Origin of the sequence: Oceanispirochaeta sp. M1 (assembly GCF_003346715.1) — a bacterium.
Classification (GTDB): Bacteria; Spirochaetota; Spirochaetia; order DSM-2461; family DSM-2461; genus Oceanispirochaeta.
Map to the genome: position 1 here is coordinate 49566 of NZ_QQPQ01000013.1, position 26083 is coordinate 75648.

Consider the following 26083-nt stretch of genomic DNA (forward strand, 5'->3'; position numbering starts at 1 on the left):
CCAGGGCAATTTTTATGCCCTGACAGGCATGGGAGAGAAGCGGGAAATATGGCCTTGCAGGATAATATAAAAAGATTACTCACCTCGGATAACAGTGACATGCTGGTGGCTATAGGAGTTCTGTCTGTTGTTATAATGCTCATTATTCCACTGCCTACTTTTATGCTGGATGTTCTGATGATCCTTAATCTTTTGTTGAGTGTAATGATCATACTGATTGTTATGTATAGCAGAGATCCTCTGGAGTTTTCTGTATTCCCCACCATGCTTCTGGTTGCCACGGTGTTCTCCCTGGCCCTGAATGTCTCTTCCACAAGGCTGATTCTGACTAAGGGAGCCTTGTTTGATGGGAAAATAGTCAAGGCATTTGCCACCTTTGTAGTAGGTTCTTCCGGACAGGAAGGTCTTGTGGTCGGTATGATCATATTTATCATAATAATTGCCGTACAGTTTATGGTTATTACCAAGGGTTCCACGAGAGTTTCAGAAGTCGCCGCCCGTTTTGCCCTGGATGCCATGCCCGGTAAACAGATGGCTATCGAAGCAGAGTTGAATTCCGGATCGATTTCTGAAGAGGAATCCAGAAAACGGAAAGAGCATCTCCAGCAATCGGTAGACTTCTACGGAGCCATGGATGGTGCCTCTAAATTTGTCTCTGGAAATGTAAAAGTCAGTATTGTTATCACCGTTGTTAATATTCTCGGTGGTCTCATCGTAGGTGTCTCCCTTCATGGAGAATCATTTGGTGCTGCTCTGGCAACCTATACATCTCTGACTATCGGAGATGGTCTGGTGTCCCAGGTTCCGGCCCTGCTTATTTCTGTGGCTACGGGCCTGGTTGTTACCCGTTCCATCTCAGACGGAACCTTCGGTGAAGATGTTTCCACCCAGTTTACGGCACAGGCCAGAGTTTACAGCATTGCCGCCGGATTTCTTTTCCTTCTTGGAGTCCTTCCCGGATTTCCCTGGTATATTCTCCTTCCCCTGGGAGGACTTTCCGGATATACGGGATGGCGTCTCAGTCGTAAACATAAACAGGAAGCTGAAGCCGCAGAACAGGAAGATAAAAAAGAGACCACTGAACCTGCCGAGATGTCCCCTGTTGTCCCCTTTGATCCCCTCTCGCTGGAGCTGGGCTACGGCCTGATTCCTCTGGTGGATAAGGATCAGGGTGCGGAACTTCTGGAGAGAATAACAAGAATCAGGAAGGAAGCAGCTCTGGATCTCGGACTTGTAGTGCCGCGTATCCGTATCATAGATAATATGCGTCTTGAACCCAGTGAATACTGTCTCAAGATAAAGGGAGTAGATGTCGGAACCGGTGTGATCCGTGTGGATCAGTATATGGCTATCAATCCGGGAGGGGAGAGAGAACCCCTCAGCGGTGAGTCTACGGTGGATCCGGCATTCGGACTATCTGCTGTCTGGATTGGTTCTGATCAGAGAGACCGGGCCGAGCGTGAGGGTTATACAGTGGTTGATCCACCCTCAATTATTGCCACTCATCTAACTGAAATCATTAAGAGACATGCTCCCGAGATACTCGGCCGTCAGGAAGTTCAGGCTATGCTCAATGCTCTTAAAGAGGATTATCCCGCGGTTGTTGATGAAGTGAACAAGACCTTCTCTACAGGGGAGGTCCAGAAAGTACTTCAGAATCTTCTGAAGGAGCAGGTTTCCATCAGAAATCTGGTTATGATTCTTGAATCCATGAGTGATTATGGTTCAATCACCAAGGACATCGGATTCCTGACAGAAAAAGTAAGGCAGACCCTTGGAAGACAGATATGTTTGCAGTATGCTACAGAGGGTAAGGAGCTTAAAGTTCTTACTATTGATCCATCGGTCGAACAGAGCATCATTGATGCAAGAATGGAGACCGGTAAAGGCGATGTTGCCGCATTGGAACCGGAATTTCAGAGAGCCTGGATCAATTCAGTGGCAAATCAGATCCGGAAGATGCAGGAATCCGGATATTACCCTGTTATCCTGAGCAGTGAAGCGGCCAGACCTTTGGTCAAATCCTCAACTCAGAGAGCCATGCCCGATCTGGTCATTCTCTCAGTGCCCGAGGTTGTAAGTGATATTATTATAGAATCCGTGGGGGTAATTTCCCTGGCAGAACAGGCATAAAGGACGAAAACAGGAATGGAGCAGCACTTTACAGAATCCGGATATACTCATGCTGAAGTGATCAGCAATATCCGTGTTAAATATGGAGATAAAGCCAAAATCCTCTTTTACAAAAGCGTGCGCCTGGGCGGTTTTATGGGCCTTTTTACCCATGACGGAATAGAGTATACGGGTTACATCACAGATAATCCCGCAAAGAACAGACGGGAATCTGATGAGAAGAGTAAAAAAGAAATCCTCAATATGACACAGGCTCAGAAAGGGTCCACCCTGGATGAAGTACTTAAGGAAGTTAAAGACCTTAAACAACAGTTGGTATCAGGTCCCCGTGAAGAGGCCCCTCTCCATCCCTCCCTTGAGAAAATGAAAGATCTTCTGAAAGAGAATGATTTTACCGGTTCCTATATTGAAGATATGCTGGATCGTCTAAAACGTGATTTTTCTCTGGATGATCTGGATCAGTATTCTCTACTGGAAGATGCAGTACTGGAATGGATCGGTTCTTCACTGAGTGAACTTCAGGAGAGTCCGGTTCCTTCTCCCAGGGTCTTTGTTCTTGTAGGTCCCACAGGTGTGGGAAAAACGACAACCATTGCCAAGCTGGCGGCCATTAACGGTATTACATCGGGGGATAAGTCTCTGCGGGTCTGTATGATAACAATCGATAATTATCGTATCGGTGCCAGAACACAGATTGAGACCTATGGTCAGATAATGGATATTCCTGTATTTACAGCAGAGTCCTATGAAGATTTGAAAGATAAGATAGATATGAACCGGGATCAGGATCTGATCTTAGTGGATACAATCGGAAAAAGCCCCAGAGATTTTATGAAACTTGCAGAAATGCGCTCCATTGTGGAAGCCTGCGGTGGAAATGCCGAGATTCATCTGGCCATCTCATCCACGACAAAGGATAAAGATATCAACGAGATACTTGATCAGTTTGAATCTTTCCATTATAAATCTGTAATTCTTACCAAGCTTGATGAAACAACCAGAGTAGGAAATCTTATCAGTATCCTCTCCCAGAAAAACAAGACACTTTCCTATATCACAGATGGTCAGGGTGTGCCCCAGGATATATCTCGTAATACCAGAGCAAAGCTTCTGAACTCTCTCATTGGTTTCAGCAGTGATGTACAGCAGATTGTTGATAAACTTGATAAAAAATATACCAGAATGCGGAGCTGAATAGATGCAGGATCAGGCTGAACTCCTCAGGGAGATGATGAAAAAAAAGAATGAGAACGGTAGTGCAGAGGAACCCAGCACTACGGGTACCAGAATTATAACTGTCGCCAGTGGAAAAGGGGGCGTTGGGAAAACCAACATTTCTATCAATCTGGCTCTTGCCTATGCAAAAATGGGGAAAAAGGTGATTGTTCTGGATGCTGACCTCGGTCTGGCAAATGTCAATGTTATATTAGGAGTCATTCCAAAGTTCAATCTTTATCATGTTATCCGGAAGCAGAAGACCATGAAAGAGGTTATACTGGATACAAATTACGGTATTCAGATTGTAGCCGGAGCCAGTGGTTTTTCCAGAGTCGCCAATCTAACTGATGAAGAGAGAAATAATTTTATTTTGGAGCTGTCCGAGCTTTCATCAGCAGATATTATTATTATTGATACAAGTGCCGGTGTCTCACAGAATGTACTTGCTTTTGTGGAAGCGGCAGATGACGTTCTGATTGTTACAACACCAGAACCTACGGCAATTACTGATGCTTACGGAATTATTAAAATTATATCCACCGAGATTGATAATCTAGATATGGGTATGAAGCTTATTGTAAATAGAGCTGCCAATATTACAGAGGCAAAGAAGGTTTCTCATAAGATTATAAATATTGCAGGTCAGTTTTTAAATCTGAAGATTGATTATCTAGGATTTGTTTATGATGATCCTGCAGTTCCGGCGTCTGTCAGAAAACAGCTGCCTTTTATGATTTCAGATCCTCGGGGACAGGCGTCTTCCTGTATACAGCATATTGTAAACAGACTGGAAAATGTGGAGTATAGGGAAGGACGGGGTGTTGGACAGTTTATCCGCCGTCTGATGAAGCGTATGGAATGATTTGACCTGTAAGGATTATTCGAGTAAAATTTAAAAGGGAGGGGTTTGCATTTGAAAATACTCAGCAAAGGATTAGTTCCCCTCTCAGCCGCTGCCGCTACAGCCCTTTTATCAATGATTACAGGGTTTCTAAGTGGTGTTGATCCGGTAAAAATTATGCTGCGCGGGCTCTTTGCGGCTCTTTTTGCAGCTGGTTTTGTTTTTTTTGTGGACTGGCTGATTAAGGCATTTCTGCCGGAGTTGAGTAACCTTAATTCTAAGGGATCAGAAGAAGTCAGTCAGCCTGTAAGTGAAGGCGGAAGGGTCAACATTGTGATGCCTGACGAAATGCCTGAGCCTGCCAATGTCGCCCGGGAAGCAGCAGTTAAGGCTGCTGCTGATAGTGACGAAGTAGGCGAACTTGAATCTTTGGATGAAAATCCATCTGAGAATGAAATTGCAGAAAGCACAGAAAGTGTGCATAATAATAAACCAGAGGAAGCTGATACCGCTGCTGCTGCGGTAGAGTCTCTGGACTCGCTCCCGAATCTGGATTCCCTGGAGATAAGCATAGGCAGTTCCAGTGAAGAAGTGGGTGCCGCCGAACCTATAGATAGTGTTACTCCACCACCTTCAAGTGGAAGAGGGAATATTGATCTGGGAGAAAATGGCGATCCAGAGATAATAGCTAAAGCAGTAAAAACCGTACTCGCAAGAGACCAGCAGAAATAGGAAGTAATGGGGAATGTCTGAAAAGGTATTGGAAAACGTAACAGAAGAAGAATTGTGGAAGGAATACCGGAAAACTCATAAGCAGGAAATCCGGGATACCCTTATCAAGCAGTATGCTCCTCTCGTTAAATATGTAGCTGGGAAGATCTCTGTCGGGATGCCTCAAAATGTTGATTTCGATGATCTGGTAGGATTTGGAGTCTTCGGCCTTTTTGATGCTATTGAAAAATTCGATCCCGAAAAACATGTCAAATTTAAAACCTATGCGGTAACCAGAATACGCGGAGCAATCTTTGATGAACTGCGTTCCATTGACTGGGTCCCCCGTTCAGTCAGACAGAAAACACGTGAAATAGAAGATACAATCCAGAGTCTGGAAGCCTCTTTAGGCCGATCCGCAAGTGATGATGAAATAGCCAAGGCCATGAATATGTCCCGTGCACAGTACAATCAGGTTGTTCTGAAGGTCAGGGGAACAAGTATTCTCTCTCTGAATGATGTCTGGTTTACCGGTGATGATTCAGATAAAGTTTCTATACAGGACAGTATTGAGTCTCCCATCAGCCTTCAACCCGATTCTATTGCCGAGAAAGATGAGATAAGACGGGTTATAGTACAGGCTATCAATGAACTACCCGATAAGGAAAAGAAGGTCCTCGTATTATATTACTACGAAGATCTGACTTTGAAGGAAATCGGAAAGGTTCTTGAGGTTACAGAGTCAAGAATCTCTCAGCTTCATACGAAAGCAATTATGAGACTGAGATCGAAACTGACGAATGTGAAGAAAGGAATTATGTAAATGATCAGCCAGGATGAATTCCAGGATATAATGCGGACTCTTTCCGAAACGGATAAAGAACGCAGATCCGTGGAAGTATCCGGCAATACTATAGAAGAAGCACTTGGACAGGCCGCCATTGAACTTGGTGTTCCGGTAAGACGTCTGGAATATGAGCTGCTGGAAAAAGGTAAGCGCGGATTTATAGGAATCGGTAAAAGAAGTTACAACCTCATAGTTTATACTGCCGAGCGGAAAATTACCCGAACCGCAGGTGGCGAAGTTATTCTGGAAGAATTTGAAGATGAAAGTCAGGAAGAGGAAGTTATCATCAAAGATGGTGACTTTACTGTCAGACTGGCCAGTGACGGTGCTTATCTGAAGGTCAGACCAGCAGATAAGGGTGGAATGTCTGTCGACAAAGATGAGATTCTGAAAGAGCTGAGCTTCCGTGGGGTAAACGAAGTCAACAATGACCGTGTAGCTGCTGTGATTGATAATGCTGATTCTGTCTATGTGAAAGTGGGTGATTTTATTTACAATCCTGTAAATGATGCCCGTCCCACAGTAGATGTCTCTGATGATGAAATGCAGGCATTTATAGAGGTTCAGGAATCAGGACCCGGAGGAGCTGACCTTACATCTTCGGATATCACCTCATTTCTACGAAATAACAATGTGGTATTCGGTATTCTTGAAGATGCTCTTACAGGATTCGAAGATCATCCTTCATACAGTCATCCCTATCTGATTGCAAGAGGGGACCCTCCCGTAAACGGTCGTAATGCCTCAATCTCCTATCTTTTTGAAACAGAAGAGTCTCATGTCAAACTGAAACAGAAGAGTGACGGTTCGGTTGACTTCAAAGAACTGAACCTTATACAGAATGTGGTGAAGGGCCAGCCCCTTGCCAGGAAAATCCCCCCCGAAGCCGGTAAAGACGGTAGAACTGTCTATGGTAAGTATATTCCAGCTAAAGACGGAACTGATACGCAGATGGGACTGGGAAAGAATGTATCCATTACAGATAACGGCAAGACTGTCATAGCCACAACAAGTGGACAGGTTCTTCTTTTGAAGGGCAAGGTAACTGTCGAGACAGTTCTGGTTATTCCCGGTGATGTAAACGCCTCAACAGGTAATGTGAGCGGGCTGGGTACAGTTATAGTGAAGGGTAACGTGGAAGACGGATTCCACGTCTCTGCCCAGGCTAATATTGAAGTCAACGGCTTTGTCGGTAAGTCAAACCTCCAGGCCGGAGGTGATATTGTTGTAAAACGTGGTATCAACGGCGGTGAAGGCGAGTTCGGTCGTATTGTTGCCGGAAAATCCATCTGGTCCAGTTTTATCAATAATGCTTCCGCCGAGGCCGGTGAGAATGTTATTGTCAGTGACGGTATTGTCAATGCTCATATTAATGCAACCAGCCGTATTCTCTGTAAGGGGAAAAGGGCCAGGATCGTTGGTGGTGAGCTGCAGGCTTCTGAAGAGATCAATGCTGCCACCCTGGGTTCCTCAGGTGGTGCCGAAACAATCCTGAGGGTTGGTTATGATCCAAAGGCCAAGGTTGAGCTTGACGAACTCCTTGCCAGGCAGGAAGAACTGGATCGGGAACAGAATGAGGCCGATAGGAACCTGCAGGGGCTGATGAAGCAGAAACGTGCCAGAAAGAAACTTTCTGCTGAGAAAGAAACAATGTTTACAGAGCTCAGACAGCGTCATAATGATTTAATCGATGAAATGGAAAAACTGAAGGATTCACTGGAACATAAGCAGGAATATCTGTCTGTGCTGCAGCTTCAGGGGAAAATCTCAGCATCAAAGAATGTGAATTCAGGGGTGAAGGTTTATATCAAGGATGAGGAGTATGAAGTTACGAATCCCTTTGATTATCCTGTCACCTTTATGATAGAAGATGGTTTTATAACGACGGCTAAGTATGAGGATATCACTGAGGAGGATATTCAGAGGAGGGAGTAGATGTCTATCAAGCCTCTTGATCTACAAACAATGTTTGTACAGCTGAATAAGCTAAGTAAACAGCAATCTCACACTCAGCATGCTGCGGCGTTACAGCAGGACCAGGAAGCCAGAAAACTGGTGGAACAGGAACTGCTCAAGAAGAGTTCTGTCAACACTACAGAAGAAGATAAAGAAACGAGTAAGGTTGACGAAGAAGAAGAAGAACAGAAGAGGGAAGAGCAGAAAAGACAGCCTTCTTCTTCAGAAAATAAAGAAGACCCAAAAAAGGAAGTTGTAAAAGACCCTGAAATGGGTATACATATTGATATATCAGGCTGAAGGGACGGTTTTTTAGAATCCGGCCCTGTTGGGAGTACTATGACAACTGTTTTTACAGGGATTCTTCTTATATTGATGGCCGGCGGTTTTATCTATTTGAAACTTAAAGTGGATAAGGTAGTGTCAGGTGAAGAGTGGATTCGAAAAATCAGAGATGAAATAGATCAGCTGATTCTTGAAATGAATCAGACTGCAGAGCGGAATGTTGCTCTGTTGGAAAATAGAGTTAAGGTCCTGCAGGATCTTCTGGATGAAGCTGACAAAAAACTGCAGATCATGCAGAAGGAAACAGAGAAGTCCGATTTGTCGAGACAGGTCTATTCTCATCTGAAGAAGCAGACTGTGCTTACTCCGCCAAAGGAATCTGAAAATGATACACCCGGTCTCTTTGATGACATTAAATTGGATTCTGCCCCGACAACAGGCAGTTCTGATACTGAGAAGAGTGAAAAAGAAGAAGACTCCAGACCTCTGAAAGAGAGAGTTATGGATCTATATGAGCAGGGATTCGGCGCCGAGTTAATTTCACAGCGGCTTGGTGCGTCGATATCAGAGGTTGATCTTATTATTAATCTGAGAACCGGAGGCTCCGTTTGACGGATCTGCAGAAGCATTTACGCGAATATATCAGTGATGCCGGTCCTATTCTTGAAGAACTGAAGGAGCTGGTTGAAAACTGCCGTACAGAACATCCCTCCCGGGAAGTGCTGGATGAAATCTTCAGACATCTTCATTCCCTGAAATCGGGAGCTGCTTTTTTTCAGCTTTCTGATATTGAACAACTGATCCACTCCATGGAATCCCTTTTTGCTGATATGAAGGAATCCACAGGCAGCCGTGAGTTTGCAGTGATGAGTGACAGACTGTATCAGGGCCTTCCTCTCCTGGAGGAACTGATTCTCAAAAAGATTCTTAATCCCGATGCTGCAGAAGAGAAGGCAGATACCCTTTTTCCTGAGAGATCCCTGGATGATGATAATGAGATTATCGAACTCAGTTCTTTTGAAAAGCAGCTTCTCAGAGAGGCGGAGGACAGAGGTGAAACCTTATACAGACTCTCAGTTCAGCTTGATCCTGAAGAGCGTCTCCCCTATGTCCGTTCCTATCTTCTTCTGAATAATCTTGAGCTTAAAGTCAATGTTATCCGCAGTCTTCCCAGTCTGGATAATCCGGATCAGGATTTTTCATCTCTTACCTTTATTCTGACATCAGATTCGGGGGATGAACCTATTTTTCAAGCCATCAATGTGGATGGAATACTTCAGACCGGACTGGTGAATCTTGATTTTTCTGTTTTTTCAGATGAGGACAGGGGAGAGACCCGTCTTTCAGAAAGGCTGATCAAAGAGAGTCTGGCACCGATTATCAAAAAAGTTGAACTTGAAACAGATACAATTGCACGACTGAAAGATACACTTCTTGAGATGACGGAAATTGTCCTTCCTCTTCCTCCGGGGCTGCCTCAGAGAGAACCTCTTCTTGGTCTTCTCAAGGAGATGGAGGAAAATCTCAGTGCAGTTTCCCTGATACCTCTGACATCTTTATATTCTAATCTTAAACGCTTTATTGAAGAGACTGCTTCCAGGGTGGATAAAAAAATCATCTGTGAATTCAGAGGAGGTCTGTTCGGCCTTAAGATCCGGAATCTTGAGATTGTCTCCCGTGTTCTGATACAGTTGATCAGAAATGCTGTAAGTCACGGTATAGAAACACCCGAGGAGAGGATTACTGCTGGTAAATCTCCCGAAGGAACCATCCTCATTGATGCAAGAGCCGTAGGAGACTCTTTCAGAATTGATGTTTCCGATGACGGCAGAGGTGTCAATACGGCTTCGGTTGCTGCAAAACTTGATATCCCGGAGAGTGATCTTGAAGCAGACAGTCTGCTTAGAATCCTTACCAGACCCGGTTTTACAACCAGTGATAAGGTTGACCGCCTTTCCGGTCGGGGCATCGGATTGGATCTTGTTAATCATGATGTTGAAAATGCACTGGGCGGATCTTTTTCTCTTACTTCTAAAAAGGGACAGGGTTCCCGTTTTTCCATATATCTACCCGGTCAGAAAGACCATCTTCCTCTGATGATTTTTCAGATGGAAAACCGGCTGCTTGCTCTTCCTAAGCGCAATGTCGCCGGAGTATTCCCCATGGAAGCCGAGAATGTTATTAAAAAAGAGCATAATCTGCTTTATTACAGATTGTCGGGTGATGAACTTCCCCTGTTCAGTCAGGGCGGAATGATGAGCCGACGCCATAGTGGTATTGAAACACCTTATATTCTTGTGGTTCAGCATCTTGGTAGAAAAGCAGCTCTCCCTGTTGATGATCTTGTGATGGAGAAAGAGTATCCCAGGGAGAACTTTTTCCTTGGACAGCAGAAAGAACCCTTTCTGTATGAAGTAAAACTGGATGGAAAAAAAGCCGATTTTCTCTATTTGTCACCAGGACTGATCGGCTGACTGGAGTTGGTATATGCCCCTGACTGAACTTTTAAATGAAAATAATATTATAATTTCTCTTAAATCCTGTGACAGGGATTCTGTTATCAGGGAGATGGTTGAGTACATGAGTGCCGCTTCCTATGTGCAGAATGCCGAAATAGTGATTAAATCCATTCTTGACCGTGAGACAATGGGCAGTACGGGGCTGGATAAGGGAATTGCCGTTCCCCACACAAGAACCCATGAGGTTTCCGATCTCTGTGTAGCATTGGGTATCTCATCGGATGGTGTAGATTACAATGCTTTGGACGGTGAGGATTCCCGGCTTTTTTTTATGATCCTTGCTCCCCCGGATCAGAGCAGCCAGCATATAAGGATACTCTCGGAGATTGCCGGTATCTCCCGGAACAAAGAGATGCTTAACAGTCTGCTCAATGCGCAGACTGTCGAGGATGTTCTGAATCAGTTCCGTCAGTAGACTCTCTCTATGGAATAACCGCCTTTTTCAAGAGCCTTGATGATTTTCCTCACATGTTCGTGTCCGTTGGTCTCAACCGTAACTTCCAACAGTACCTGTTTAAAACGGTCCAGGGTCTTGAACTGGTTGTGATCCAGTTTGATGATATTGGCATTCTCATCAGCCAGAATTTCAGAAATCTTGAGAAGCTGTCCCGGCTCATCGGGCATTTCTGCTGAGAAGCAGAAAATACGGCCTCTTTTTACCAGCCCACGGTCTATCATTGAAGATATTGTCACTACATCTATATTTCCACCGCTTATAACAGGTACAATTTTCTCTCCTCTGACTTTAAGTTTGTGAAGGGCCGCCAGGGAGAGAACGCCTGAATTTTCAGCAATCAGTTTATGGCGTTCAAGAAGAAGGAGGAATGATTCCATCAGTTCAGCGTCCGAAACTGTGATGATTTCATCTACCAGATCTTTGATTACAGAAAAAGGTCTGCTGCCGGGTGTTTTAACAGCAACGCCGTCAGCGATGGTATCCACCTTATGGAGGGTCTGAATTTTATTTTTGAAGATTGAGTCTGTCATGGCCCTGGCACCATCGGGCTCAACACCTATTATTCTTACATCAGGTCTGCGGGCTTTTACCGCAGCGGCTATTCCGGAAATCAGTCCGCCTCCCCCTATGGGGACGATAATGGAGTGCACATCTTCCAGGTCATCAAGAATCTCAAGACCGATTGTTCCCTGTCCTGCCATGACATCATAATCATCAAAGGGATGGATAAAGACCAGGTCTTCTTTTTTTTCGAGGCGTCTGGCTTCCTGATAAGCGTCGTCGTAGCAGTCTCCCTCCAGAATCACTCTGGCACCGAAGTTCTTTGTAGCCTCTACCTTGATCAGAGGGGTCGTCTTGGGCATCACTATGGTCGATCTGACTCCCTGCATCTGAGCGGCAAGTGCGACTCCCTGAGCGTGGTTTCCGGCGGATGAGGCGATGAGTCCCCGTTTCTTCTCCTCACCAGTCAGGCAGGATATTTTAAAATAGGCGCCTCTGATTTTGAAGGCTCCCGTAAGCTGAAGATTCTCAGGCTTCAGGTATATCTCGTTTCCCGATTCTGTACTGAATACGGGTGAGTAAATTAATTTGGTTTCTCTTGTTATTCCTTTGAGGACTTCAGCCGCTTTTTCTATGCGTTCAATTTCCAGTTTCACTTATTTTTCCTTATGCTGCCAGAGTGGGTAAGATCACTCTGGTGTTTTTTAGTTGAGGCCCCGGGGTCTCCTGTCAGATACCTGTAGGGTATTTATGTTTTACTATTTATTAGTGTTTCCAGTTCTTCCTTCAGCAGGGGAACCAGTACTTTTCTTGATATTTTAATATTTTTCTGTGAATAGAATGTCCATTTATTTGTTGACATTGATATCCTCCTCTCTGGTCTGATTATTTTAAGTCCGGGATCTTTTAATCGATTCAGGGCAGTTTTAAGAATCCCTGATAATTCATTACTGCTGTTCTCTGTATAAAGGGACAACTCTCTTTTAAAGGGTTCAGGAACAGTGTGCATTATTATCAGGAAATCGGGACAATTCCTTCTTGAGAAGTCCATAACCGTCTCATCCTTATAAAAGGCTGAGCTGAAAAAGTTTTTCTGACCCAGAGGAACTGATGAAATACCGCCCTTCAGATTTTCCATGGGAAAGTCTTTATAATCACGCCTCAGTTGTTCATCCATACTGAGATGGCTTAGATCGTTTTTTATATTGAGGAGTTCATCTATAAAATATCTGTCTTCGGGCATAAGGGTTTTACTGAGAGCTTCATACTGTCTGCGGTCAAGTTCTGTAGTCTTTCCCCATGAGGGATCAAGATATCCCGTATCCACTGCTATAGCCCCCGCAAGGAGAAGAGTTATGCCGTAGGGTATCTTTTCTGCAGATTGCTGCCAGTACTCACTGATTATAGAAGCACAGGACCCGCAGATGCGTATATCCCGGAGTTTCAAATCCATGGACAGACCCGAGTCTATATGATGATCGACAATTCCTCTGATGGGATGGGTTATCTCTTCTGTATCTGCCCTGTTATGATCAACCATAATCACAGCAGCCTTTTCAAGGCTGTCAGAGTTTATCAGGAGAGAGTCCGGATTGAAAAAAACTGATGTAAAATTCTCAGGTTTTAAGGATATTTCAGCCTTTAGAAAAAGGCTTTCAATTTCCGGTTTAAGTCTCATATCTGAGGGAGACCCCTGTATCAGAGGATAAATAGATCTCTCCGGGTATACCTTCTTCAGTAGTGAGGCAAATGCAAAGGCTGATACAGAACTGTCGAGATCTGCTGCCTGATTGCCCATGATGAGTAGATCTTCTTTAAATCGTATATTCAGCATATAAGAGAGTTTATCTTTTTTTGTCCCTGATGTCTATTTTCCATATGAGAGAGGCCCCAAGTCTGTAGCGCTGATCCTGTATCAGATACTCTCCTCCTGCATTCTTGTAAGCCTCACTGCTGCTCCAATTTCGCATAAGATAGTCTCCTGAAAGGCCTAGAAGGAGGTTTTTGTTAATGTGCATGGTAAAACTCAGATATGGTCCGTGTTCATATAGTAGAGCATCACTGAAGTTTATTGGAAAATAGAGGGCATAGGCGCTGCTTATACTCCAGCGGAGACTGCGGTTTTTCATATGAAAATAGCTGAGCTCAGGGCGGAATAGTATTTTCTGCTGCTCATTGTTCAGATTGTAGCTGTATCTGCTTTTGGCGCTGATAAGCCAATTTCTACCTGGCAGGAAGGGGAGGAGGGCCCGTGGAGTGATGTCCGCTCCTATGAGGTTTTCGTAGCGATCACTGCTGTCTCTCCAGAACCATCCGTCTCCCTCTGTAATCCAGTCATCATCATGGCGTTCTCCCTTTTGCAGACTGTAGAGCACTCCGACCTTTAAATGCCTGAAAACCCTGTAATACAGGACTGTCTGCAGTTCATAGAAATCAGCAGATTCATTTCTGAATTCGCCGGAGAGGTTCAGCTGAAAATCCCAGTCCCTGTACTTTGTAATTGATGCTAGTCTGAAAGCCGGTGTAAATTCACTGTGTTCCGCCGGTCTGTCTTCTTCATTGTGGTGATCAGCAGAGGCAGGTAGGGCTGTGAAAAGTAATAAAAGCAGAAAGAATATGGAAATGCCTGTTTTCATCAGAAATAATCCTGGTCCAGCAGGTCTGAATAGGCTCCTGTCAGATCGGTTGTGTCCCGGACATCTCCCTGTGCGGGATCGGTATTCCAATTCAGATCCTCTGTCCAGGCATAGGCTTCAGGTTTTGTCAGAGTCGTGCTTCCGGGAATATTGATACCTTCCCCTTCATTGACAAGTACTGATTCTCCGCTTGATGTGAGAGAAACTTCAACTTTACCCTCATTTACACAGAGCCACAGATCTGCCTTGTCATCGATAGTCTTACCAAAAGCCATGAAAAACTCAGTCCCCCGGACTCCCGCAACCACCGAATCGGTATGAACATTGAATTGCCCGTTTAAAAGACGGTCCACCCTTGAGAAGACACTGCCTGATTTCAGTTCCACCGAAGTTTTGGGACTTAGGTTTTCAAGTTTCAGGCTGCTGTTCTCTCTCAATTTGACTGTGCGGCCATGGGCCAGATCAAGAATAGCCAGAGAAGATTTTTCTGTGTATACAAGGTCACCTTCAAATAGATCCATTCCCATTTCTGCCGGAATCTGCTCAGTATCCCGCTCCACAAGGACATCTCCCTCAAAATAAGAGAGCATGCTCTGTGCCGGCAATGAAAAAATTAGTGTTGAGAATACAATGAAAAAGATTAATATTTTATTTGTCATAGGATCTCCTTGATCTTTTCTTCGGATAATTAATATTCCATAAGGGATACTGAGAACCAGAAATGCTGCAGAGAAGGGAGTATCTTCAATTGTGCCCCCTTATGAGCTCCCCTGATTCCCATCCCCAGTGAATTCCATATTGTTTCTGTCTGAATATCTCTGAATCCCTTTTGATGGACTTCAAAGGTCAGTTGCCGGGAGCCGGCAAATGGATAAAATGCGTTTGCCGTACCTATATCACTGCCAGCTCCGACTCTTCCTCAATCCAGAGCCGACATTATCCTCTGAAATAAATATAATACAAAAATGGTAATATATCTTTATAGAGTGGAATAAATGTCAAAGAAACGGTTATAATCTGCAAATGACTCGCAAAATATTGACTTTTTACTTAGTTGGTCCTATCTTGAATGAAGATGACGAAAAAACGGAGCTGGATACTGGAGCTGTTCAGAATAGATGAACAGCCTCTCTGTGCCCAGCAGGTGTATGAAAAGCTCAAGGGTACTCTTGATATGGCCACGGTATACAGGGGGTTGAAATATCTGGAAGGAAAGGGACATATCGTCTCCTTTGTTCTGGATTGTTCACATAGAGGGGTTGAGCGTTATTACAATCTTGCCGGAAGTCAGCACAGGCATTTTCTACACTGTGTTTCCTGTCACAGTTTTACTGCTGTTGAAAGATGTCCCCTGGGCAGTCTGAACAGCATTGAAAAAGAGACAGGTTTTAAAGTGGATGAGCATTTTTTGACACTGAAAGGGATATGCAGCAATTGCCGCAATAATTGAGGTTTTATGAAAAGGAAAACTATTTTTCTGTTATTTTTTATTTTGATAGGTTCAGCAGTTTTTGCTGCGGGGAGTCAGGATGATTCAGACTCATTCAGATTGATAACAACCACCAGCATAATTGATGATGTCGTCCGGCAGGTTGCCGGAGAATCCGCAGAGATCCATAACCTTATGGGCAAGGGGAATGATCCTCACAGCTATGAGCCTACACCCAGGGATATGGCGCAGGTCGAAAGGGCCGATATTATTTTTACAAACGGCCTGGGGCTTGAAGAGAGTCTTCTCACTGTTCTTGAAACTGTACACAAGGGTGATATTATCGAAGTTTCACGGACAATTGATCTTCTGGGAGCCCTGGAGCACGAAGACGAACATGATGAGGACGGGCACGATGAGGATTCAGATCATAACCATGAAGGTTCAGATCCACACAGCTGGATGAGTCCGCTCAATGTACTTCGCTGGGTGGACGTTGTTGAAGCAGCTCTCTCAGAGGCTGATCCTTCTAACAGTTCGATATACAAAAACAATGCCGATGCATACAGGAATGAACTGAAAAAACTGGACAGCTGGATCAGGACTGAACTTGAAGTTCTTCCGGAATCAAAACGTGTTCTTGTAACAGATCATAATGTTTTCAGCTATTTTGCCAGGGATTATCATTTCAGAGTAATCGGAACAATAATTCCCGGATTTTCAAGCTCCGCCGAGCCTTCAGCAGGAGATATTTCCCGTCTTATTGCCATTCTTGAAGAAGAGCAGGTTCACGCAGTTTTTATTGGTGAATCCGCAGGTGAAGGGACCAGAAAGCTGGCCGAAACTTTGGGTGAGGAGAGTGCACATCCTATTTCTGTTCACCAGGTACTGACCGGATCTCTCAGAGCAGATGGAGAGGACGGTGACAGTTATATAAGTTTTATGAAATACAACGTAAATCAGATAATCTCCGGTCTATCGGAGTAAAAGGATTATACTTACAGAATTATGAAAAAACCCGATATACTCTGCTATGGTAAAGACTGTGATCATCCCGCCTTAATCGGAGCCTCCGCCCTGGAAATCAAAAACCTTGATTTTTCATACCCGGGACTGAAGAATAAGGTTCTTGATAATGTCAATCTGACAATCAAGGCAGGAGAGAAGGTCGCATTCGTCGGTCCCAATGGTGCCGGAAAATCAACTCTTATGAATCTTGTTCTGGGTCTTGAACCTGTTCAGTCAGGAGAAATCTCTGTTTACGGCCATAAGGCCAGCTCCTGCAGGCATCGGGTCTCCATGGTTCCACAGAAGAATTCTGTGGACTGGCATTTTCCTGTGTCGGTCCGTCAGGTCGTGACTATGGGCCGCTATGTTCACCTAGGCTGGTACAAAAAGCCCGGAGCTGAGGACCGCGATGCCGTAGATCATGCCATGGAAACCATGGAGATTACAGATATTGCAGACCGTCAGGTGGGTGAATTATCAGGGGGGCAGCAGCAGAGAGTCATGATTGCAAGAACGTTGGCCCATGATGCGGATCTGCTGCTTTTGGATGAACCTCTCAATCATGTGGATATTGCCACTCAGGAATTGATTTTTCACACCATGGAGCGTCTCTGTTCACATGGTAAAAGTGTTCTTGTGAGTACACACGATCTCGGAATCCTGACCATCCACTTCAGCAGGGCTCTCTTCCTTGATAAATCCATAATTGCGGATGGTGCTGTAAAGGATGTTCTCACTTCCGAGAATATTGCCAGAGCCTACGGATTTGAATTTCATAAAGATAAGGAGCTCAGCCCGTGGTTGAATGGTTACTAGAACCTCTGCAGTATGGTTTTTTTCAAAGAGGTCTTATAGCGGGAATCATCGTAGCCTTCAGCTGTGGTGTATTAAGTGCATTTATTGTCTGGCGGGGGATGGCCTTTATTGGTGATGCCCTGGCTCATGCAGTTTTGCCGGGTATTGTTTTATCCATAGTTCTTGGTATTCATGTTCTCATAGGCGCCCTTGCCGCCGCAGTTCTCTCTGTAATCGGAATAGGAGCCCTGACCAAAAATAAGGGATTCAAGGAAGATACGGCCATCGGGGTAATATTTGCAGGAGCCTTTGCTCTTGGGATTCTTTTGATGTCCCAGGTGTCAAGTTTCAAGGATCTGAGCCATATACTCTTCGGAAATATTCTGGGGGTCTCAAGTCTTGATGTAATACTAATTACAGTTGTGGGTGTTATTGTTATCGGATCGGTCTTTCTTTTTTACAAGGAACTTCTTGTTACAAGTTTTGATCCGACCCATGCCAAGGCTATTGGTCTATCTCCCCAGCTGATCCACTTCGCCCTGCTGATACTTGTGGCGGCGACAACGGTACTGGCTACTCAAACTGTGGGTGTTGTACTGGTTCTGGCTCTTCTTGTAACCCCCGCTGCCGCAGCATCCCTGCTGGTCCGTGAGCTTGTGAAAATCATAAAGCTGTCAATTGTTTTTGCAGTCAGCGCCATCATTGCAGGATTCTATCTCTCCTACTATTTTGACCTGGCTTCAGGAGCGACAATTGTTCTGATCCTGACACTGTTTTTTATTATTGCATTTATAATTTCAAAGATCAGAGTTTCAAATATCAAAAGATAATCCTTGACCCTTCCGCTGGGGAAGACTTTATACTGAGATTAATCTCCCTGCAGGAGGATGAAATGTACAGTATTGGAGAGTTTTCCAGAATCAACAGAATCACCCCCCGGACTCTTAGACACTATGACAGTCTGGGGCTGATTAAACCGGCCCGTATAGACAGCTGGACCGGTTACCGCTATTACGATGCATCCCAGCTGCCTCTTATACGGCGTATTCTCTATCTTAAGGATATGGGCCTGTCCCTGGATGATATTCAGCTGATTCTCAAGGATGAAAATCATCTTATCACATTGATGAAACAGAGAGAGATAGAGCTGGAAGTTTCCATCAGGAATGACAGGAAACGTCTGTTGAAACTGAGGGAATTCATTGGAAACAGTGAAGGAGTATTAAAGATGGATAAGGAAATCAGTGTCGAAATTAAAGAATTGCCGGAGGTCATTGTTGCCTCTATGCGTGAGAAGGTTCCAGGATATGACAGCTATTTTTCAGTAGTACCCAAGATGGGGGAGTATATGGAATCGGTGGGTGCAGTATGCAGGGAACCTGCTTACTGCTTTAATATCTACCATGACGGAGAATACCGTGAAAGCGATATTGATGTGGAGATCTGTGAAGCTGTTACAGCATTTCATGAGGATTCAGAGAGAGTAAAGTTTAAAACCATGGAAGGAGTACCTCAGGCGGCCTGTTTCAAGCATCTGGGGGATTATGCCAGTCTGGCTTCATCCTACAATCTGCTGTTCAGCTGGATGGAAGAAAACGGATACAGTCAGGACGGTCTGCCCCGTGAGTCCTATATTGACGGCATCTGGAACAAGAATGATCCATCCCAGTGGCTTACAGAGATTCAGATCCCTGTAAGCAAATAGGAAAAAATATGCCCCCTGAATACGAGTAGATTCAGGGGGCGTTTTACAGTATTCATGTCTCAGAATGGATTATTACTTTTTTTTCAGATCATCGATAAACTTCCCGTATTTTTTATCTTCACTGGCTATATGATCCAGGAGCCAGTTGATAATCTTGTCCTGAATCTCAATCAGAAGATTCGCATCAAATTCACCTTCCCTCAGTTTTTTTTCTATAAGGCTGAATTCATTTTCATAGGTAGCATGAAGTTTCACATGGTCTTTCAGATCGGGATAGTTGTAAGATTTCATCATCTTCTCTTCATCACGGAAATGGTACTCTATATATTTATTGATGCTCCCCACCAGAGCTGCAATATCATGATCTCCGCCTATGCCGAGGAGTCCTTTGAGGAGATTGTTTATTCTCTTAAACAACTCCTTATGTTCATCATCCATTTTACTGATACCCACAGACATCAGATCAGACCAGTCTATGCCGACATTTACTTCTCCATCTGATTCTTTGGTTTTATGACCGGTTTTAAATTTTCCGATTTCACCCATAAGGAGGGAGTTGTTGTATTTATTCTGATTACCGAAGGCAGATACCTGGAGTGAGACTTTATTCAGATCTTCAGTAAGACCGGCTACCTTAGTGATATTTTCAACTGCAGCAGCAGAAACCTCTTTGATGTGGAGGATGGATTTCATTGATTCGCTGCTTCCCACCTGCATCTCTGCAGAGGCTGTCTTAACTACTTCTGAAGTTGACATAAGGGTGGAAACTGATTCAAGAATTTCACTGCTGGCTGTGGAGAGTTCATTCATGGAGAGGGATACTTCCCGCAGGGCATCGGAAAATACACTGACCTCATCGTTGATGACCTCCAGGGCTTTTTCAGATTCACTTCCCGCAGTGGTCGCCTGATTTATTTTTTCAGTGGTGGAGTTCAGAGAGTCTGCGATCAAACCGGCATTGGAGCTGGTATCTTCAGCAAGTTTCCGAATTTCATCGGCAACTACGGCAAATCCTTTTCCCGCTTCCCCGGCGTGAGCCGCTTCAATTGAGGCGTTCATTGCCAGTAGATTTGTCTGGCTGGAAATATTGTTGATAATATCCACCATGTTCATCATTTCATCAGCATTCTTCTGAATGGCATGTATGATGTTATTGGTCAGCCCCACTTTTTCACCACCGTTTCTAATGAGCTCTACAAGACCTTCCATTGTAGCCAGACGTGATTCTGAGATTGACGCTACATTTCGGACTGATGCCATGATCTGTTCTGTGGATGAACTGGACTGTTCTATTGCAGCAAACTGCTGCTCCACCTGGCTGGAGAGACTTTTGATAGACTGCATGATCTCTTCTATAGAAGCTGAGGCATGGTATATGGAATCATCCAGCTGTACGCTGCCCTCTTTCATCTCAAGGATACTTTTTGTAATGCTTGAGACCGCACCGGCACTGGACTTTGATGACAGGGAAAGCTGGTCTGCCAGAGAATTATTCTTCACTGCCAGATCATTAACATTGATAAGTATTTCACGTATCCTGTTAATAAACTGATTGAACCATCCGGCCATATCACTTATTTCATTATTTCCTATCTGTTTCAGTTGAAATGTCAGGTCTCCCTGTTTTGTGGCCAGATCCTTCAGGGAGTGAGATGTCCTTGATACAGCACTGGATATTGTGATTGCAAAGAATATTCCCTGAATGAAGTTGATGATTACAACCAATGCTCCAAATGTGATAAGAAAAGTCTTTGAGAGTATACCTGTTGCAAGCATTGTTATCAGGACTGACATTAGAACAGTCATCAGGACCGTTGCAGTGATAAGTTTCAATTTTATAGATGGTTTCATAAATTTCTCCATTCATTACTTATAGCATAATTATGATCTGTTCCGCCTGGCAGTGCAATAAGTGATATAAAAAATTATAACAGCTTTATTATCTACCCCTTGGTTCTGTTTTTCATAATAATGTATGATTCTTTTTGAAACTTCAAATCAGACGGAGACATTATGGCTATTGAGAAAGTAAGAGAGCATTTCAGTAAATGGGGCAGGGAAGGTGATATTCTTGAGTTTGATGTAAGCAGTGCCACCGTAGAACTGGCTGCACAGGCTCTGAATTGTGAACCTGCCCGTATTGCCAAGACTCTCTCCTATAAAATTGATGATAAGGCTATTCTCATTGTTACAGCTGGTGATGCCCGTACTGATAATAAAAAATACAGGCAGGAATTCGGAACAAAGGCAAGGATGCTGGCCAGAGAGGATGTACTTGATACAATCGGTCATGATGTGGGTGGAGTCTGTCCCTTTGCAGTTAATAGGGGTGTTTCGGTATTCCTGGATGAATCATTGAAGCGGTTTAAAACTGTCTATCCCGCCTGCGGCTCCTCAAATTCGGCCATTGAACTGGACTGTATTGAACTGGCAGAGTATTCAGGATTTGATAAATGGGTAGATGTCTGCAGGGACTGGATCTAAGTGAATGGAGAAAAGTTTCAGCCCCGCTGTCAGGAAATACAGCTGCCGGGGCAAAGACAACAGCTGGGCTTGTTCATTCCTTTAAGAAGAATTAACGGCGTCCTGTAAGTTTAATCACATGACAGCCGAACTGGGTCTGAACTACATTGCTGTAGCTCCCTACAGACATCCTTTTACAGGCCTCTTCAAACTGACCAACCATTTTACCTGGACCGAACCACCCAAGATCTCCGCCCTTGTTTTTGCTGGGACAGGTTGAAAACTCTTTCGCCAGGGCGGAAAAGTTTCCGCCTTTCTTACAACGTCTTAAGAGCTCATTTGCAAGATTTCTGTCTTTTACAAGTATGTGGCTGGCACGCCATTCCATATTCTGCCTCCGGATCATTTTACTTTCAGCTTATTATAGTTCTCTCCCGCTTTTTTAGCCAGAGATGTCACCCATGTTACATTCTGCCTGATCTTTTCTCTTGACTGTTGACCTGTTCCTGCGTATGGTTAAAAAAATATCTATTATCTACCCCGGAGGCATGTCTGACGGGAAGGAGACAAAATGAAAAAAATCACATTAACACTATTAATGGGCAGTATTCTGCTCACATCTCTATTTGCCGAGGGAAGCCGGGAAACAATCAGTACTGCTAAACCTTCAGAGCCTGTCAAAGTTGCCCTGCTCAATGGACCTTCGGGTATTGGACTTATTCAGGTCAAGGATGAATCACCTTTTTCAGACAGCTCAATAACAGCTGACGTTCAGGTCATGGGTGCCCCCAAGGTACTGCTGGGCCAGATGCTCAAGGAAGAGTGGGATGCGGCTGTACTGCCGGCCAATATGGCGGCAATTCTCTTTAATAAGGGAGTAGGTTATCAAGCCGCTGCTGTTACAGGTATGGGCAATCTATACCTCATTGCATCAGAGGACACAACTCTTGATTCCATAGAGGATCTTGAATCTATTACTCTCAATATTCCAGGAAAAAATACCACACCGGACCTGATCAGCCAGCTGATTGCGGAAGAGACGGGTATTAAACTCAAAGCAGACTACAGCTTCAATCCTTCTGATCTTGCCAAGGCTCTGGCTGGAGGTGTTGTCGAGGCCGGTGTACTGCCCGAGCCACTGGCTACAATTGCACTTAAAAGCGGAAAGAACCTGAGAATTGCCTTTGATATGCAGCAGCTGTGGTCAGACACATTTGCAGGTGAATCAAACTATCCAATGACCGTCCTGGTCGTAAAGTCGTCTTTTGCAGCGGCCTATCCCGAACTGGTGGATGAGCTCCTGAATGCGTCCGGAAAATCTCTGGACTGGGTTTCTTCCAATCCTGCCGAAGCTTCTGCCCTTATAGGAGAGCACGGTTTTACCCTTCCGGCCCCCATCGTTAAGATGGCCATCCCCAGAAGTAATTATACTTTTGTCAGGGGTGACGGTATGGCGGAACTGATGACCCCTTATTTTGAGCGTCTTATGGGATTGAATCCCGGATCTATCGGAGGCTCTGTGCCTTTAGAAGGATTCTATTACTGATCATGATTTCTGAATCAAAGAGGATGCGGACAACCCTGATATCTCTGGCTCTTTACCTGAGTATCTGGAAGCTCCTCTCTGTGATTATCGGACGCAGCATTATACTTCCTCCTCCCGAGGAGGTTTTGCTGCAGACTTTGCGTTTCCTGGGAACCCGGGAAGCGTGGACAAAGATTCTTGCCACAAGCCTGAGAGGGCTGGGTGGATTTTCAATCAGCCTGATCCTGGGTATTGCTACAGGGCTTGCAGCCGGTAAAAGCCAGATGTTTAAATGGTTTTCCGACCCCTTTCTTATCAGTATCCGTTCCATTCCCGTATTATCATTAATTCTTCTTGCGGTTATCTGGTTTCCTACCGAGCTGGTACCTGTCTTTATCTGTTTCCTGATTGCCTATCCTGTCATAAGTTCGGCAGTAGCCTCGGGTGTTAATCAGGTGGACAGAGAGCTTCTTGAAATGGCCGCTGTCTATAATAAATCTCATTGGACAGTGCTAAAGGAAATAACACTGCCTTCAGTGATGCCCTATCTTCTGAATGGAGTTTCAACGGGCCTCGGTCTTACCTGGAAATCTGTTGTAGCCGCCGAAGTTCTCAGCATGCCTGCATCGGGTCTGGGGACCGCCATGCAGACGGCGCAGCTCCAGCTGGATACGGCTCATCTTTTTGCCTGGACCCTTATTGTTGTTCTTCTGGCATCCCTGAGTGAGTCGCTTCTGAGGCTGGGAGAGAAAAAAAGATGATCCGGTGGCAAGACTGTTCTTTTAATTTTGATGAGCTGAAAATACTTGATAATTTCAACCTTAATATTGAGGAGGAGGGGACTACTGTTCTTCTCGGACCCTCAGGCTGCGGAAAGACGACACTTCTCCATCTGGCGGCAACTCTGTTGAAACCCTGTTCCGGAGAAGTGTCCCGTGCTTCTGAAAATCTAAGTTATCTCTTTCAGAAACCAAGGCTTCTTCCCTGGAAGACAGTGGCTGAAAATATTGCCTTTGCCCTGGATGAATCTTTGGATTCCGATCTGAAGCGAAAGAAATGTGATGCCCTTATCAGTCATGTCGGACTTGAAGGTTTTGAAGATTACAGACCATCACGTCTGAGCGGTGGAATGGAGCAGCGTACAGCCATTGCCAGAGCCTTTGCTTCAGAGAGTCCTCTGTTATTGATGGATGAGCCTTTCAAGGGGCTTGATCTCAAACTTAAAATGCCTTTGATAGGCATGCTCAATACATTGCTTCTGGAGTGTAAGACAGCGGCTGTACTGGTTACCCACGATGTTCGTGAGGCTATTCTTATGGGAGACAGGATTGTCTTCCTGGATGGTCCTCCTCTGCGTCTTGTGGACGACATGGCGGGTTTAGCCCCGGGAGACCGTGATACCTCTTCCAGAGCCTTCTATGAGCTGGAAAAGAAACTATATAAACTGATCTTAAGTGAATAAAAAAAACGCCGGACAAAATTCCGGCGTTTTCTTAGTCTCTGATAAATCGTAAAAATTGTCTATTTCTGAAGTTTTACATAACTTCTCAGGTTTTCCATCTTTGTTTCAACAAGCCCTCGAGCCTCGGCAGAAGATATAAACTTCTTAAACTGACTGAACCCGAGTGTCTTCATTACTACACCCTTGTCCCTGAGTTCATTGCTGATAATGCTGTATGAGTGGAAATGGGGCTCTTTGCCGCCGTCCTGTGCTTCCAGAGTTGTTACCAGGGTTCTCAGAGCAGTCTGCAGTGAGCTTACTTCCTGAACATATCCCTTACCCGGGAGAATAAGAGTTTGATTATCATCATCCTGTAATGTTACATACCCTGCTCTTACGGCAGCTGATACAAAATCACTCCAGCGTTTATAACCCCGTGTACCAATCTTTTTCTCATTGAAATCACGGTTCAGCATCTTCATGTTGATTTTTGCAGAACCCATGTTGGATGATTTCTTGTCCTTCTGCAGAATGGCTGCAGATTCAGCAAGACGTTCAAACCAGTACTCCTTGGGAAAGTCCTTTTTGGCACTTTCCTTGTCGTCACTCTCTGTATCATCTGAATCATCATCGTCTGGCATAAGTTCTCTATAGTCTGCAAAACTGTCAGCCAGAATCAGGAGATCCTGGGCCGCGGTTTTAATGTCACAGATAATATGTATCTTTTTTCCAGACTTTCTTAATGAAAGAAGGAGTGAACGGAAGTCACTGTCACCTGTAATCAGGACAAAGGTTGTGATATGTTCATGATAACGTAAAAGCTCCATAGCATCTGTAACCAGCTGCATGTCAGAACCATTTTTATTTTTTCGTGTTTTCTGATAGGGAATATGAAGCATATTGAAATGAAGTCCCGAAAGAGTGGGTCCCAGTGAACGAAATCCCGGTTTACTCCAATCTGCATAGGCATAGGATGTGACTACGCGTCCCAATGATTCGGCATAATCCCACATCCCCTGAATTAGCAGGCTGTCACTGCTTTTTGGTGTTACATTTTCTATATCCCAGAGAACTGCTACATTCTCAGTCATAATATTTCCTCCGTATAACAATCTGTCCGGTATCCGGTAGATCGGATTGTTCTTTCTTTATAGTAGAACAGTTTTTAAAATAAATCACTTCTTTGGAGATTAATCTTGGCTGGTTTTGATCATTTTAATTGAAAGGTTTGCATATAAAAAAACCGCTCCTTAAAAAGGAGCGGTTTTAAAAGAGTGCCACCGAAGAGATTTGAACTCTTGACACGCGGATTTTCAGTCCACTGCTCTACCGACTGAGCTACAGCGGCAACTACAAGACAGGACTATATAGGACTGTTTAAATTCTGTCAATAAGGGGAGATTGAAAATGTGAAAAGCTGATCTGTGAAGAGATGAGGGCATAAAAAAACCGTCCCTGAAAGGAACGGTCTTAAAAGAGTGCCACCGAAGAGATTTGAACTCTTGACACGCGGATTTTCAGTCCACTGCTCTACCGACTGAGCTACAGCGGCAACTGCCTGAGCATATTACTAAAACCGTACTTTCCTGTCAATAAGGGAGCTGAAAAAATCT

26 protein-coding genes and 2 tRNA genes are annotated in these 26083 nt (G+C 44.4%); 19 read left to right on the forward strand and 9 right to left on the reverse strand.

The features are described from left to right. Nucleotides 1–48 precede the first annotated feature (48 nt). Genes flhA through DV872_RS11075 form a run of 10 tightly spaced genes read left to right on the forward strand, consistent with a single transcriptional unit; the run spans nucleotide 49 to nucleotide 10925 of the window. Complete coding sequence (flhA, locus tag DV872_RS11030; RefSeq protein WP_114629988.1) at nucleotides 49–2133, forward strand: flagellar biosynthesis protein FlhA; 2085 nt, start codon at nucleotides 49–51, stop codon at nucleotides 2131–2133. 15 nt (nucleotides 2134–2148) lie between these two features. Next, the gene (locus DV872_RS11035; protein ID WP_114629989.1) at nucleotides 2149–3327 is read left to right on the forward strand and encodes a flagellar biosynthesis protein FlhF; all 1179 of its coding nucleotides are present in this window, start codon (nucleotides 2149–2151) and stop codon (nucleotides 3325–3327) included. A 4-nt stretch (nucleotides 3328–3331) separates the two neighbouring features. Next, nucleotides 3332–4213, forward strand: a complete 882-nt coding sequence (locus tag DV872_RS11040; RefSeq protein ID WP_114629990.1) for a MinD/ParA family protein — start codon at nucleotides 3332–3334, stop codon at nucleotides 4211–4213. A 51-nt stretch (nucleotides 4214–4264) separates the two neighbouring features. Further along, on the forward strand, nucleotides 4265–4924 hold the full coding sequence (locus DV872_RS11045) for a hypothetical protein (RefSeq protein WP_114629991.1): 660 nt from the start codon (nucleotides 4265–4267) through the stop codon (nucleotides 4922–4924). Between the two features lie 13 nt (nucleotides 4925–4937). Continuing rightward, the gene (gene whiG, locus DV872_RS11050; protein WP_114629992.1) at nucleotides 4938–5726 is read left to right on the forward strand and encodes an RNA polymerase sigma factor WhiG; all 789 of its coding nucleotides are present in this window, start codon (nucleotides 4938–4940) and stop codon (nucleotides 5724–5726) included. Continuing rightward, nucleotides 5727–7685: a FapA family protein gene (locus DV872_RS11055; protein ID WP_114629993.1), complete on the forward strand. Its 1959-nt coding sequence runs from the start codon at nucleotides 5727–5729 to the stop codon at nucleotides 7683–7685. Continuing rightward, nucleotides 7686–8006 (forward strand): hypothetical protein, encoded by a 321-nt coding sequence (locus DV872_RS11060; RefSeq protein WP_114629994.1) that lies wholly within the window; start codon nucleotides 7686–7688, stop codon nucleotides 8004–8006. A 39-nt stretch (nucleotides 8007–8045) separates the two neighbouring features. After that, nucleotides 8046–8603, forward strand: a complete 558-nt coding sequence (locus tag DV872_RS11065; protein WP_114629995.1) for a hypothetical protein — start codon at nucleotides 8046–8048, stop codon at nucleotides 8601–8603. Further along, nucleotides 8600–10465: an ATP-binding protein gene (locus DV872_RS11070; protein WP_114629996.1), complete on the forward strand. Its 1866-nt coding sequence runs from the start codon at nucleotides 8600–8602 to the stop codon at nucleotides 10463–10465. The genes DV872_RS11065 and DV872_RS11070 overlap by 4 nt, the downstream gene beginning before the upstream one ends. 13 nt (nucleotides 10466–10478) lie before the next feature. Further along, entirely contained in the window at nucleotides 10479–10925 is a 447-nt protein-coding gene (locus DV872_RS11075; RefSeq protein ID WP_114629997.1) for a PTS sugar transporter subunit IIA, read from the forward strand. Here DV872_RS11075 and ilvA read toward each other — a convergent pair. The 4 genes from ilvA to DV872_RS11095 form a co-directional block, all read right to left on the reverse strand. Beyond that, nucleotides 10919–12124, reverse strand: coding sequence for a threonine ammonia-lyase (gene ilvA / locus DV872_RS11080; RefSeq protein WP_114629998.1), 1206 nt, complete (start codon nucleotides 12122–12124; stop codon nucleotides 10919–10921). The two genes, DV872_RS11075 and ilvA, sit on opposite strands and share 7 nt — an antisense overlap. Before the next feature lie 92 nt (nucleotides 12125–12216). Next, nucleotides 12217–13302: a DHH family phosphoesterase gene (locus tag DV872_RS11085; protein ID WP_114629999.1), complete on the reverse strand. Its 1086-nt coding sequence runs from the start codon at nucleotides 13300–13302 to the stop codon at nucleotides 12217–12219. Nucleotides 13303–13312: 10 nt separating this feature from the next. Next, nucleotides 13313–14104 carry a hypothetical protein gene (locus tag DV872_RS11090; protein WP_114630000.1) on the reverse strand — a complete coding sequence of 264 codons (792 nt, stop codon included), beginning with the start codon at nucleotides 14102–14104 and terminating at the stop codon, nucleotides 13313–13315. Next, nucleotides 14104–14763 carry a FecR domain-containing protein gene (locus DV872_RS11095; RefSeq protein WP_114630001.1) on the reverse strand — a complete coding sequence of 220 codons (660 nt, stop codon included), beginning with the start codon at nucleotides 14761–14763 and terminating at the stop codon, nucleotides 14104–14106. Before DV872_RS11095 ends, DV872_RS11090 begins: the two co-directional genes overlap by 1 nt. A 416-nt stretch (nucleotides 14764–15179) precedes the next feature. Here DV872_RS11095 and DV872_RS11100 point away from each other — a divergent pair, with 416 nt between their 5' ends. From DV872_RS11100 to DV872_RS11120, 5 genes are all read left to right on the forward strand, one after another. Then, on the forward strand, nucleotides 15180–15554 hold the full coding sequence (locus DV872_RS11100; protein ID WP_158546924.1) for a Fur family transcriptional regulator: 375 nt from the start codon (nucleotides 15180–15182) through the stop codon (nucleotides 15552–15554). A 42-nt stretch (nucleotides 15555–15596) separates the two neighbouring features. Continuing rightward, nucleotides 15597–16520: a metal ABC transporter substrate-binding protein gene (locus DV872_RS11105; RefSeq protein WP_172359173.1), complete on the forward strand. Its 924-nt coding sequence runs from the start codon at nucleotides 15597–15599 to the stop codon at nucleotides 16518–16520. Between the two features lie 21 nt (nucleotides 16521–16541). Further along, nucleotides 16542–17357 carry a metal ABC transporter ATP-binding protein gene (locus DV872_RS11110; RefSeq protein WP_114630004.1) on the forward strand — a complete coding sequence of 272 codons (816 nt, stop codon included), beginning with the start codon at nucleotides 16542–16544 and terminating at the stop codon, nucleotides 17355–17357. Continuing rightward, entirely contained in the window at nucleotides 17339–18166 is an 828-nt protein-coding gene (locus DV872_RS11115; protein WP_114630005.1) for a metal ABC transporter permease, read from the forward strand. The genes DV872_RS11110 and DV872_RS11115 overlap by 19 nt, the downstream gene beginning before the upstream one ends. Nucleotides 18167–18228: 62 nt before the next feature. Continuing rightward, on the forward strand, nucleotides 18229–19041 hold the full coding sequence (locus tag DV872_RS11120) for a MerR family transcriptional regulator (protein WP_114630006.1): 813 nt from the start codon (nucleotides 18229–18231) through the stop codon (nucleotides 19039–19041). 72 nt (nucleotides 19042–19113) lie between these two features. On the opposite strand, the gene DV872_RS11125 is transcribed toward DV872_RS11120, so the two are convergent. After that, entirely contained in the window at nucleotides 19114–20892 is a 1779-nt protein-coding gene (locus tag DV872_RS11125) for a bacteriohemerythrin (protein WP_158546925.1), read from the reverse strand. 162 nt (nucleotides 20893–21054) lie between these two features. Between DV872_RS11125 and DV872_RS11130 the strand changes: the two genes are divergently transcribed. After that, entirely contained in the window at nucleotides 21055–21525 is a 471-nt protein-coding gene (locus DV872_RS11130) for a YbaK/EbsC family protein (RefSeq protein ID WP_114630008.1), read from the forward strand. 91 nt (nucleotides 21526–21616) lie between these two features. On the opposite strand, the gene DV872_RS11135 is transcribed toward DV872_RS11130, so the two are convergent. Next, complete coding sequence (locus DV872_RS11135; RefSeq protein ID WP_114630009.1) at nucleotides 21617–21892, reverse strand: peptidylprolyl isomerase; 276 nt, start codon at nucleotides 21890–21892, stop codon at nucleotides 21617–21619. A 183-nt stretch (nucleotides 21893–22075) separates the two neighbouring features. On the opposite strand from DV872_RS11135, the gene DV872_RS11140 reads away from it, so the two are divergent. The 3 genes from DV872_RS11140 to DV872_RS11150 are packed head-to-tail and all read left to right on the forward strand — an operon-like array spanning nucleotide 22076 to nucleotide 24491. Then, on the forward strand, nucleotides 22076–23050 hold the full coding sequence (locus tag DV872_RS11140) for an ABC transporter substrate-binding protein (RefSeq protein WP_114630010.1): 975 nt from the start codon (nucleotides 22076–22078) through the stop codon (nucleotides 23048–23050). A gap of 2 nt (nucleotides 23051–23052) precedes the next feature. Next, a complete protein-coding gene (locus DV872_RS11145) occupies nucleotides 23053–23790 on the forward strand; it encodes an ABC transporter permease (RefSeq protein WP_114630011.1) in 738 nt (245 codons plus the stop codon). Beyond that, a complete protein-coding gene (locus DV872_RS11150; RefSeq protein WP_114630012.1) occupies nucleotides 23787–24491 on the forward strand; it encodes an ABC transporter ATP-binding protein in 705 nt (234 codons plus the stop codon). The genes DV872_RS11145 and DV872_RS11150 overlap by 4 nt, the downstream gene beginning before the upstream one ends. 59 nt (nucleotides 24492–24550) lie before the next feature. On the opposite strand, the gene DV872_RS11155 is transcribed toward DV872_RS11150, so the two are convergent. From DV872_RS11155 to DV872_RS11165, 3 genes are all read right to left on the reverse strand, one after another. After that, a complete protein-coding gene (locus tag DV872_RS11155) occupies nucleotides 24551–25561 on the reverse strand; it encodes an NYN domain-containing protein (RefSeq protein WP_114630013.1) in 1011 nt (336 codons plus the stop codon). A 184-nt stretch (nucleotides 25562–25745) separates the two neighbouring features. After that, nucleotides 25746–25818: transfer RNA gene (locus tag DV872_RS11160), tRNA-Phe, on the reverse strand. 131 nt (nucleotides 25819–25949) lie between these two features. After that, nucleotides 25950–26022: transfer RNA gene (locus DV872_RS11165), tRNA-Phe, on the reverse strand. Between the last annotated feature and the right edge of the window lie 61 nt (nucleotides 26023–26083).

Bases quoted from the DNA above. Each gene is read 5' to 3' on its own strand.
- flhA (WP_114629988.1), top strand. From the start codon at position 49: ATGGCCTTGCAGGATAATATAAAAAGATTACTCACCTCGGATAACAGT.
- DV872_RS11075 (WP_114629997.1), top strand. From the start codon at position 10,479: ATGCCCCTGACTGAACTTTTAAATGAAAATAATATTATAATTTCTCTT.
- DV872_RS11155 (WP_114630013.1), bottom strand. From the start codon at position 25,561: ATGACTGAGAATGTAGCAGTTCTCTGGGATATAGAAAATGTAACACCA.
- DV872_RS11090 (WP_114630000.1), bottom strand. From the start codon at position 14,104: ATGAAAACAGGCATTTCCATATTCTTTCTGCTTTTATTACTTTTCACA.
- DV872_RS11135 (WP_114630009.1), bottom strand. From the start codon at position 21,892: ATGGAATGGCGTGCCAGCCACATACTTGTAAAAGACAGAAATCTTGCA.
- whiG (WP_114629992.1), top strand. From the start codon at position 4,938: ATGTCTGAAAAGGTATTGGAAAACGTAACAGAAGAAGAATTGTGGAAG.
- DV872_RS11110 (WP_114630004.1), top strand. From the start codon at position 16,542: ATGAAAAAACCCGATATACTCTGCTATGGTAAAGACTGTGATCATCCC.
- DV872_RS11055 (WP_114629993.1), top strand. From the start codon at position 5,727: ATGATCAGCCAGGATGAATTCCAGGATATAATGCGGACTCTTTCCGAA.
- DV872_RS11150 (WP_114630012.1), top strand. From the start codon at position 23,787: ATGATCCGGTGGCAAGACTGTTCTTTTAATTTTGATGAGCTGAAAATA.
- DV872_RS11140 (WP_114630010.1), top strand. From the start codon at position 22,076: ATGAAAAAAATCACATTAACACTATTAATGGGCAGTATTCTGCTCACA.
- DV872_RS11065 (WP_114629995.1), top strand. From the start codon at position 8,046: ATGACAACTGTTTTTACAGGGATTCTTCTTATATTGATGGCCGGCGGT.
- DV872_RS11130 (WP_114630008.1), top strand. From the start codon at position 21,055: ATGGCTATTGAGAAAGTAAGAGAGCATTTCAGTAAATGGGGCAGGGAA.
- DV872_RS11040 (WP_114629990.1), top strand. From the start codon at position 3,332: ATGCAGGATCAGGCTGAACTCCTCAGGGAGATGATGAAAAAAAAGAAT.
- DV872_RS11095 (WP_114630001.1), bottom strand. From the start codon at position 14,763: ATGACAAATAAAATATTAATCTTTTTCATTGTATTCTCAACACTAATT.
- DV872_RS11100 (WP_158546924.1), top strand. From the start codon at position 15,180: ATGACGAAAAAACGGAGCTGGATACTGGAGCTGTTCAGAATAGATGAA.
- DV872_RS11125 (WP_158546925.1), bottom strand. From the start codon at position 20,892: ATGAAACCATCTATAAAATTGAAACTTATCACTGCAACGGTCCTGATG.
- DV872_RS11060 (WP_114629994.1), top strand. From the start codon at position 7,686: ATGTCTATCAAGCCTCTTGATCTACAAACAATGTTTGTACAGCTGAAT.
- DV872_RS11120 (WP_114630006.1), top strand. From the start codon at position 18,229: ATGTACAGTATTGGAGAGTTTTCCAGAATCAACAGAATCACCCCCCGG.
- DV872_RS11145 (WP_114630011.1), top strand. From the start codon at position 23,053: ATGATTTCTGAATCAAAGAGGATGCGGACAACCCTGATATCTCTGGCT.
- DV872_RS11035 (WP_114629989.1), top strand. From the start codon at position 2,149: ATGGAGCAGCACTTTACAGAATCCGGATATACTCATGCTGAAGTGATC.
- DV872_RS11085 (WP_114629999.1), bottom strand. From the start codon at position 13,302: ATGCTGAATATACGATTTAAAGAAGATCTACTCATCATGGGCAATCAG.